The 9,109-nt window shown below is 45.9% G+C and carries 8 protein-coding genes, 1 pseudogene and 1 riboswitch; all 9 genes and pseudogenes read left to right on the top strand.

What is annotated here, in order from left to right; translation table 11 throughout:
• Nucleotides 1-124 precede the first annotated feature (124 nt).
• Nucleotides 125-355, top strand: a pseudogene (locus L1N85_RS07145) (RNA-guided endonuclease InsQ/TnpB family protein); the annotation flags it as partial.
• 215 nt (nt 356-570) lie between these two features.
• A complete protein-coding gene (locus L1N85_RS07140; protein ID WP_235236562.1) occupies nt 571-1,599 on the top strand; it encodes an NADH:flavin oxidoreductase/NADH oxidase in 1,029 nt (342 codons plus the stop codon).
• A gap of 35 nt (nt 1,600-1,634) precedes the next feature.
• Nucleotides 1,635-2,603 (top strand): 2-hydroxyacid dehydrogenase, encoded by a 969-nt coding sequence (locus L1N85_RS07135; protein ID WP_235236560.1) that lies wholly within the window; start codon nt 1,635-1,637, stop codon nt 2,601-2,603.
• A 56-nt stretch (nt 2,604-2,659) separates the two neighbouring features.
• Nucleotides 2,660-2,768: riboswitch (purine riboswitch) on the top strand.
• Nucleotides 2,769-2,847: 79 nt separating this feature from the next.
• Complete coding sequence (locus L1N85_RS07130; protein ID WP_235236558.1) at nt 2,848-3,795, top strand: EamA family transporter; 948 nt, start codon at nt 2,848-2,850, stop codon at nt 3,793-3,795.
• 1 nt (nt 3,796) lies between these two features.
• On the top strand, nt 3,797-4,693 hold the full coding sequence (locus L1N85_RS07125) for an NAD(P)/FAD-dependent oxidoreductase (protein WP_235236556.1): 897 nt from the start codon (nt 3,797-3,799) through the stop codon (nt 4,691-4,693).
• Nucleotides 4,694-5,146: 453 nt separating this feature from the next.
• Complete coding sequence (locus L1N85_RS07120) at nt 5,147-5,428, top strand: CD3324 family protein (RefSeq protein WP_235236554.1); 282 nt, start codon at nt 5,147-5,149, stop codon at nt 5,426-5,428.
• 12 nt (nt 5,429-5,440) lie between these two features.
• Entirely contained in the window at nt 5,441-7,630 is a 2,190-nt protein-coding gene (locus L1N85_RS07115; protein WP_235236552.1) for an ABC transporter ATP-binding protein, read from the top strand.
• Nucleotides 7,630-8,127, top strand: coding sequence for a DUF1854 domain-containing protein (locus L1N85_RS07110; protein ID WP_235236550.1), 498 nt, complete (start codon nt 7,630-7,632; stop codon nt 8,125-8,127). The genes L1N85_RS07115 and L1N85_RS07110 overlap by 1 nt, the downstream gene beginning before the upstream one ends.
• A 253-nt stretch (nt 8,128-8,380) precedes the next feature.
• A complete protein-coding gene (locus L1N85_RS07105) occupies nt 8,381-8,974 on the top strand; it encodes a class I SAM-dependent methyltransferase (RefSeq protein WP_328285170.1) in 594 nt (197 codons plus the stop codon).
• The last annotated feature ends 135 nt before the right edge of the window (nt 8,975-9,109 follow it).

The following is a 9,109-nucleotide window of genomic DNA, read 5'->3' as shown; positions in this document are numbered from 1 at the left end:
AAGCCTAATATTCCGGGATATGCACGGAGCAAGGTGAAAGAAGTTGTGTTCTCCAATCAGGATTGCGTGATCAAAGGACGGAAATTTCTCAAGCTTTAAAGACCAAGCTGCAGCTTAATATCGATTGCCGCGTTATGACGAAGAGGGGGCATGGACCTTCTCCGGCAAGCGGATTCATCGAGGGCTGTATACGAGCACAAAAGGCTTGATTCATGCCGATGTGAACGGCGCCGCCAACATTATGCGTAAAGTATTCCCAAACGTATCCGCCAAAGGAACCGATGGGATAGAGGGGTTGGGTGGTAACCAGACCATCAATGTGTCAACTCCACTGGTGTTAAGCATCCTGAAATAAGTAAGGATGATACATCAGAAACCCCCACTTCAGCCGAAGCGTCTGCATCGGTAAGTGGCGGGAGTATTCATATTATAGTTGACTGCTCGTCTATTTTCAACTTAAATCAATAGGGAGCTATGTGAACAGAAGATCACTAATTTCAAAAGTTAGCTTTCTGTGGTTTCATTAGTGAGAAGAAATCATAACTACACATAAATAGAGGAGAGAGTTCTATGACAGTCAATCATTTAAATACACCGATTACGCTTAAAAACCTTGAATTAAAAAATAGGATTGTCATGGCGCCGATGTGTCAATACTCCGTAGAAGCAAAGGATGGAGCACCGAATGATTGGCATTTCGTCCATTATGTATCACGCGCGATCGGCGGAACTGGACTCCTTATGATGGAAATGACGGATGTGGATCCGGATGGAAGAATTACCGATTATGATCTCGGCTTATGGTCCGATGAGCAAATTCCCGCTTTTAAGCGGATTATATCCGAAGTACATAAATACGATGCGAAAATAGGAATCCAGATTGCCCATGCCGGGCGCAAAGCCGAGGATGCGTTGCAGCCTGTCGGTCCTTCGGCTATTTCGGCCGGCCCTAGCTTCAAAACGCCGAGACCGCTTTCCGCCGAAGAAATTAAGGTGATTGTCAAACAGTTTAAAGATGCTGCCAGAAGGGCCGTAGAAGCCGGCGTAGATACGATAGAAATTCATGGCGCTCATGGATACTTGATTCATCAATTCCACTCGCCTGCAATCAACGATCGGAAAGATGAATATGGACAGGATTACGCTAAGTTCGGGGTTGAAGTGATTCAGGCCATGAAGAGCGTCATGCCTGCAGACATGCCCCTGATCTTTAGAATTTCGGCGATTGAATATATGGAGAATGGGTATGATCTAGCCCATAGTATAGCGATAAGCAAGCAATATCTCGCTGCAGGCGTGGATGTATTCCATGTTTCAAGCGGAGGAGAGAGCGGTCCGTCTGGACAGAGAAAACCCGGCAACTATCCCGGGTATCAGGTGCCAATGGCCAGGGCATTCAAAGAAGCGCTGCAGGTTCCCGTTATCGCGGTTGGCCTGCTGGACAATCCGAAATTAGCTGAAGCGACTATTGCGAATGAAGATGCCGATCTAGTAGCGATTGCCCGCGGTATGCTGCGCGATCCTTACTGGTCGCTTCATGCAATTCAGGCTATTGATAAAAAAGTATCACCTCCAAAGCAATATGAACGAGCTTATTAATATGGACGAAGTGGAAAGCCGAGAGGAGACTATTTATGAAACCGACCGTGTTTATTGATCGCACAATTCCCGTGGATGTTGAAGCCTACATAGCCGAGAGCTGTGAAATAGAGAAATGGGATCACTCTGAACCGATTCCGAAGGATCTGCTGAAGGACAAGCTGGCAAAAGCGGATGGTCTGCTTACGGGCGGTCGGAAAATTAACGCTGAATTGTTAGAGCAGGCACCCCGTTTAAAGGTTGTCAGCAGTATTAGCGTGGGCTACAACCATTTTGATATAACAGCTATGAAGCAGCGCGGAATCATAGGTACGAACACACCTCACGTTCTAAATGATACGGTTGCGGATTTAGCGCTGGCTCTTATATTAGGAACAGCAAGAAGAGTGGCGGAATTAGATCGTTATGTCAAAGAGGGGCTGTGGAATCCAAGAGACGGTGAAAAGCTGTTTGGCAAGGATGTTCATCATGCAAAGCTTGGCATTATAGGTATGGGGCGGATCGGCGAGGCTGTCGCTCGTCGGGCAAAGTTTGGTTTTGAGATGGATGTTATCTATTATAATCGCAGCCGGAAGCCGGAAGCAGAGGAGAAGCTGGGTGTCCGCTATGCCGAGTTGAACGAGCTGCTCGCTTCTACAGATTTCATCGTGCTGCTAGCGCCGTTAACACCGGAGACAACCAGACTGATTGGGCGAAAAGAGTTTCAATTAATGAAGCCGTCATCAATCTTCGTCAATATCTCCCGCGGACAAACGATCGATGAAGCGGCTTTGATCGAAGCTTTGCAGCAAGGAACGATTGCCGGGGCTGGTCTTGATGTGTATGAGAAAGAGCCAGTCGATGTTAATCATCCTTTTTTGAAAATGCCCAATGTACTGACCTTACCGCATATCGGCTCAGCTACTACTCAAACACGCAATGATATGGCGATGCTCGCGGCGCAAAACCTGGTAAGTGCCTTAACCGGTCATATACCACCGAATATTGTGGAAGAATTGAAATAGTGAGGACTAGAAACTTATTCAATGGAGAGGATAACATTTATGACCATTGGTAATGAATCGAGCACAAAAGAATATTTCGTATAACCTCACGACTGGATGGAACAAAGGGTGAGGGTTTCTACGGGGAGCCTTAACTTCCTAACTACGAATATAAGATCATTTCTTGATGATCCTATATTTATGGTTAGGTTTTTTTGTGCGCTCGATTACAGGTTTGTGAACATTAGAAAGGGGCATTTGAAAGATGAAATATGTAATATCTGTATTTCTAGGCTCCGCATGCTACGGGATCTTATCCACTATCGTCGTACTTGCTTATGGTCGAGGATATGACCTTGGCGAAGTAGTCGGCAGTCAGCTTTTTACGGGCTTTGTTCTGGCATGGGGGTTGGCGTTAATTATGAAGATTCGCGGGAAACGGAGGGCTGGCGGACAATCTGGGCAAGCTCCGAATGCTTCGAATACGACCGGGAGATTAAAGTGGAAGCAAAGGCTGCTTCTAATGGCTGCCGGTACGCCTACAGCGATTACAGGCTTGCTTTATTATGAATCGCTCCATTATATTCCCGCTTCGCTGGCCATTATTTTATTATTCCAATTTACTTGGATCGGCGTGCTTACCCAGGCTGTAAGCCAGCGTAAGAGTCCGAACCGAATCATGGTTTCTACGATAGCCTTATTATTGGGCGGTACAGTGCTGGCTGCAGGGATTATGGAGCAAGGAACGGGGCAATTTAATGGAATAGGCGTTATATTGGGGCTTCTTTCCGCAGTCAGTTATTCATTATTTATTATATTCAGCGGGAAGGCACTACCCTCTGTACACCCCGCTTACCGCAGCGCATGGATGATAACCGGCGGCATGCTGTTCGTTTTTATATGTTTTCCGCCAACTTTTTTATTTAACGGATTACTTATGAGTGATCTCATCCTTTATGGATTCCTGCTCGGTTTGTTTGGAGCATTTATACCTCCCGTTCTGTTCGCTGTCGGCGTACCGCATATCGGTGAAGGGATGGCCGGAATATTAGGCGCATCGGAGCTTCCTGTCGCTGTATTGTTGTCCTCATTCATTCTGAATGAGCATGTTAGTGCGCTTCAATGGGCGGGGGTTGCAGTCGTACTGCTTGGAATTACAATGCCGGAGCTAATGAAACGAAGAAACTATATTTTATTTGGCGGGAGGCAGTAAGATGCAGGTTGACTGTGTAATTGTGGGCGGCGGAATTGCTGGTCTGCAAGCTGCTATTCAATTGGGAAGATATCGACACCAGGTAGCGGTAATCGACGCTGCAGGCGGAAGGTCGACACTTTGCAGGTGCTACCATAATCTCATCGGATGGCCGGACGGTGTCAGCGGCTCTGGGCTGCTAGCCGCAGGAAGAAGTCAAGCTGAGAGGTTAGGAGTTCATTTTATACGGGGAAAAGTCGTGAGAGCTGTGCAAGAGGCTGGAGGGTTCATTCTATCAACAGAGGAAAATAGCCAAATAAACGGGAAAAGATTGCTGATTGCAACTGGTGTAAAGGATCGGCTGCCGGATTTTCCAGCTCTTATTCCATGCATGGGAATCAGTGTTTACGTATGCCCGGACTGCGATGGTTACGAGATATCGGATAAACGTACAATCGTGCTCGGTGCAGGGAGCGTAGGTGCAGAAATGGCGCTTACACTCACGCATTGGACAAATGAGATTATTTATATTAATCATGAGCTGACAGCACTGGACGATCACATTCGCAGTCGCTTGAAGCTGCAAGGGATTTTGTATGTAGAAATGCCGATTCGAGCTGTTCTTACTGAGGAATCACAATTTAAGGGCGTTACATTGAATGATGGCACAACCATTGAGAGTGAACGTTGTTTTGTTGCTTTCGGAGGGAATAAAGTGCGAAGCGCAATTGCGGAGCAGTTGGGAGCCGAGCTGGCAGACAATAAGCATATTATCGTAGATCCACGTACAAAAATGACCAGAGTACAGCATGTTTGGGCAGCCGGCGATGTGACTGCGCATTCCGAGATGGTTTCCATAGCCATGGGGGACGGCAGTCAAGCGGCTATTTGGATTCATAAAAGCTTAATAAAGCCATAGCACTGCCTCGCTTGATCCAATGGTAAAGTTCTTTTATAGACATTCTTTCACTTTCACCCGCCTATAATATGGAAGTATACTGATGAAGTCGGACCGACGAATCATGAGGAAAGGAGCTGATCGATTTGATTACAAACTTAGAGGTGATCTCCGTTTAATCGGAGATCCTGAATAAGTAGAGGAGGCTGTAAGGCCTCCTCCCATTTAAGATACTACTCCCAAATGACGCTAATGGAATTATTGTTAAAAATTTCTTGTCAATTGAAAAGGCTTTCTTTATAATTTAAAAGTGACCTGATGTGCATGGTTCGCCTGTGGAGGATAAGAGCATCCACAGTTTTTTTTGTTTTGACCCATAAATACGAAAATAACGAAAGGAGGCAGCAAAGATGTTGATTACTATCGCTACAAATAATCTAACTATGCTTAGCTTTTTTGAGGAGGACGTTTATCGTGAACTACAAAAATGGAAGAGATGTGCTTCCCCCTAGTTTGCTGAAGGAGCTGCAAAAGTATATTCAAGGTGATCTTATCTATGTCCCTAAGGCAGCGGAGCAGCGGGCACATTGGGGCGAGGTTAGCGGAACGAGGAAGCTGCTGGCCGAAAGAAATAAAGAAATATGTTTCCATTATTCGAACGGATGGTCCGTCGCCGAGCTGGAACGGAAATACCATTTATCCTGTGAAAGCATTCGTAAAATAATCGTCAAAACGCGTGAAGCCATTAAACACTGATGGGGGAAAAGCATGTCAATTATTGAAAATCTCCCGAGATCTATTCGGGCTCAATTATCTCAAGAGCCATTGTTCAGTGCGAAAACGGATCTGCGCCATAACGGTCATTTCGGTGAACAATGGATGGCTTTCACGGAGCAAGAAATAACGCTGTGGGATACGGAAGGTATCCCGTTATTAAAGCTAAGCACGAAAGATGTTAATGAAGCTAGAGCCGTTAACGGCGTTGGCGGGGGGACATTACTCGTAGATACGATTAAGGGGCCGGTCGTTATCGCTCGTTATACGGCAGCCTTATCGCCGTTATTTGGCTTCGCCGCTAAATTGATGACTTCTATCGCTAAGGACGAAGAACGCCCTATCGCTTCAGAGAAGGAATTTCCGCGTTATTGCCCAACCTGCGACAATCCTCTGTCTGAAGGCACGCAAGTGTGTCCGCTTTGCAAAAATAACGGCAAGGTAATCGCCCGCATGCTTAAGTATGCGAGGCCATATAAGCTGCAAATGGTAGGCGCCGGTTTCTTGCTCGTTTTGACGACGCTAGTGGAACTCATCCCGCCTTACTTGACCAAAGTCATAATTGACGATGTGCTTCAGCCGAAAAATATGGGCTCAACGCTCCTCATGGTTGTCATCGGACTGGGAGTCACGGCCTTGATGATGTCGGTCATGCAAACGGTACGCGGATTAATCGGCGTTTGGGTCGGTTCCAAATTGATGGGTGACTTGCGAAGAGACATATACAGCGCATTGATGCGGTTGTCTCTCGCTTTTTTTGACCGGAGGCAGACCTCACAGTTTATCGGCAGAGTGAACAGCGATTCAGAAGCGATGAGACAGTTTATGACGGATGGAGTCATCTGGGTTAGCGGAGAGTCGCTGCGGGTTGTTGCTATTTTCATTATCATGTTCGGACTCGATTGGAAGCTGACACTGTTTGCCTTGCTGCCAATGCCGTTCATGGTGGTGGTATCCATGAAGCTTTGGCCGAAGATAGGCCGTCGCTGGTATCAGCAGTGGAGATCCATTTTTCGTTTAAATGTATTGGTGGGCGATTCTCTCCAAGGTGTTCGGGTCCTTAAAGCATTCGGTCAAGAATCAACGGAAATGTCCCGGTATGCGGAGGCTAACCGCGAGGTCGTTCGCCATAACATCCGCATTGAGGGGCTTTGGCAGGGCATGTTTCCGCTGTTCTCCTTCATAGCTGGAATCGGAACGCTGCTCATTTGGTATTATGGAGGCCTCTCGGTGCTTCAGAATGAACTGCAGCTTGGAACATTAATGGCATTAATTGCTTACCTTACAATGTTATTCGGTCCCCTTCAATGGGTCAGTCAAATGATTAACTGGGCAAGCAATGCGCTTTCCGCCGCCGATCGAGTTTTCGAAATTATGGATACGCCTTCGGAGGTGCCGGATGTACGGGATCCCATTCCGATCGGGACCATTAAAGGCGAGGTTGTATTTGATAAGGTAACGTATGGCTATGAGAAGCATCATCCGGTAATTAAGGACATTAATCTCCAAGTCAAAGCGGGTGAAATGATTGGTTTAGTCGGCCATTCCGGAGCCGGTAAATCGACGTTTATCAATATGATTTGCCGTTTTTATGACACGGATGAAGGGGCAATTCGCATAGACGGCGTTGATCTGAGACGAATAAGCCAATCCGATTTGCGGAAGCAAATTGGCGTTGTGCTCCAGGAGACCTTCCTGTTTGACGGAACGATTGCCGAAAATATTGCCTATTCGAAGCCGGATGCGACGCCAATTGAAATTATGCGGGCCGCTAAAATTGCCAATGCCCATGATTTCATCGTAAGGCTGCCCGACGGCTACGATACGCGGGTCGGCGAGCGGGGGCACCGCTTGTCAGGCGGCGAGAAGCAGCGCGTTTCCATTGCCCGCGCGATCATTCATGATCCGCGCATTCTCATATTGGATGAAGCGACTGCATCTGTCGATACGGAGACGGAGAGGCAAATTCAAGAAGCGATTACCCGTCTTATTCAAGGCAGAACAACCTTTGCCATTGCCCATCGTCTTTCAACGCTTCGTAATGCGGATAGACTCGTTGTTCTTGAACGCGGCAAAATTGTTGAGGTTGGCACTCACGAACAGCTGCTCTCTCAAAAAGGTGCCTATCATAAGCTTGTTGAAGCCCAGCAGGAGCTGTCTAAGATTAAGGGGGTTGAGGGCTGATGAAGGACACCTATGACTTAACGATCGCCGAGGCGGATGATGTTATTTTCAGCCGAGGACCGGGAGGCGTTTTCCAAGGCATTATTAAAGGAGAGCCCTATGAAGAGCTAGTCGTATACCGCGCCTTCCCGTTCATATACACGACGCAATATATTTCGATACGGGGTGCGAAGGGCGAAGAGCTGTGCATTATTCGAGATATTGAAGAGCTGGACACGGAGAGCCTGCAGGAGATTAACAATGAGCTTCAATTTCGTTATTTCCTGCCCCGCGTCACTAGGGTGGATAGCGTGAAGCAAAAATCCGATCTGTGGCTTTGGGAGCTGCAAACGAATTTGGGTACGACACGTTTGGCCATGCGCAATCTTCACGAGCATATGCAGTTTCCAAGCGGAAACCGCATCATACTGACGGATATCAACGGCAGGAGATGTGAAATCGCAGACTGGAAGGCGCTTGACAGCCATAGCCGCAAGCAGTTAACAGACGTTATTTAATCGCTAATAAAACAAACAGGCTGCCAAATGGCAGCCTGTTTGTTATTAATCGGTATTGTAAAAGCGACCAAGCATTAGTGGATTCTAAAAACAGGTTTAGAGGAAAGATTGTGCTGGAAATCTTGTTTATGCTGCTTTTGACAGGCAGAAAACCACTTTTAAAATAGATATAGGTAAAATGCAAATAATTGCCGCATATCTGATTGCAGTTTTGGTTAAATTATCTTTCGTGACTTAATACGAAAGATGGTGAATTCTCATTAATATCTCGCCTAGGCTATATCATTGGTTTGTCCGACCGAAATGGTTTACTAAAAAATATATTCACGATCATGTACATTCCCACTTTACATTTGATGGCCAAACCGTATTAGATTTTGGCTCCGGTACTGGGGCGAATTGCTCCATGTTCCATCCGTTATATTATGTTGGGATTGACCCTGATGCCAAACGAATTGATTATGCAAAGCGATTGTACCCCGACCATGCATTTCAGGTCTTGGAAAGTAAAAGATTCCCATTTGATAATGAATCGATCGATAATATACTTATTATCGCTGTGTTGCATCATGTTTCTTCGGATGAAATATCAAGTTACATGAAGGAATTTCAAAGAATTCTAAAGCCTAACGGAACAATTATCGTTATGGAACCATGTTTGTGCAAGAAAAAACCGTTATGTAATAGGTTTATGAAATGGTACGACAAAGGGGAGTATATTCGTACTGAAGAAGAATATATTCGATTGTTTAGAGATCATAATTATGATTGTAAGGTCATAAAACGATTCCGAAAATGTTTTTTATATCACGAGTTATTTTTTTCAGTAGAACCAAAATCACTATAGCGGCAATCAGCGTGCGATAAATATAAAAAATCCTCCTACTACCTAATCAATCCTTAAACTGTGGGTAAAGGCGTTTTAGTTTGATTCTTGCTTCATTGGTGGTAAACTGCCAGTCAACACCTTTCTGGGACTGGT

Origin of the sequence: Paenibacillus alkaliterrae (genome assembly GCF_021532375.1) — a bacterium.
In the GTDB taxonomy this organism is placed as follows: Bacteria; Bacillota; Bacilli; order Paenibacillales; family Paenibacillaceae; genus Pristimantibacillus; species Pristimantibacillus alkaliterrae.
The sequence above is the reverse complement of the archived record's forward strand: the minus strand, read 5'-3'. Positions and strand labels throughout refer to the sequence as shown.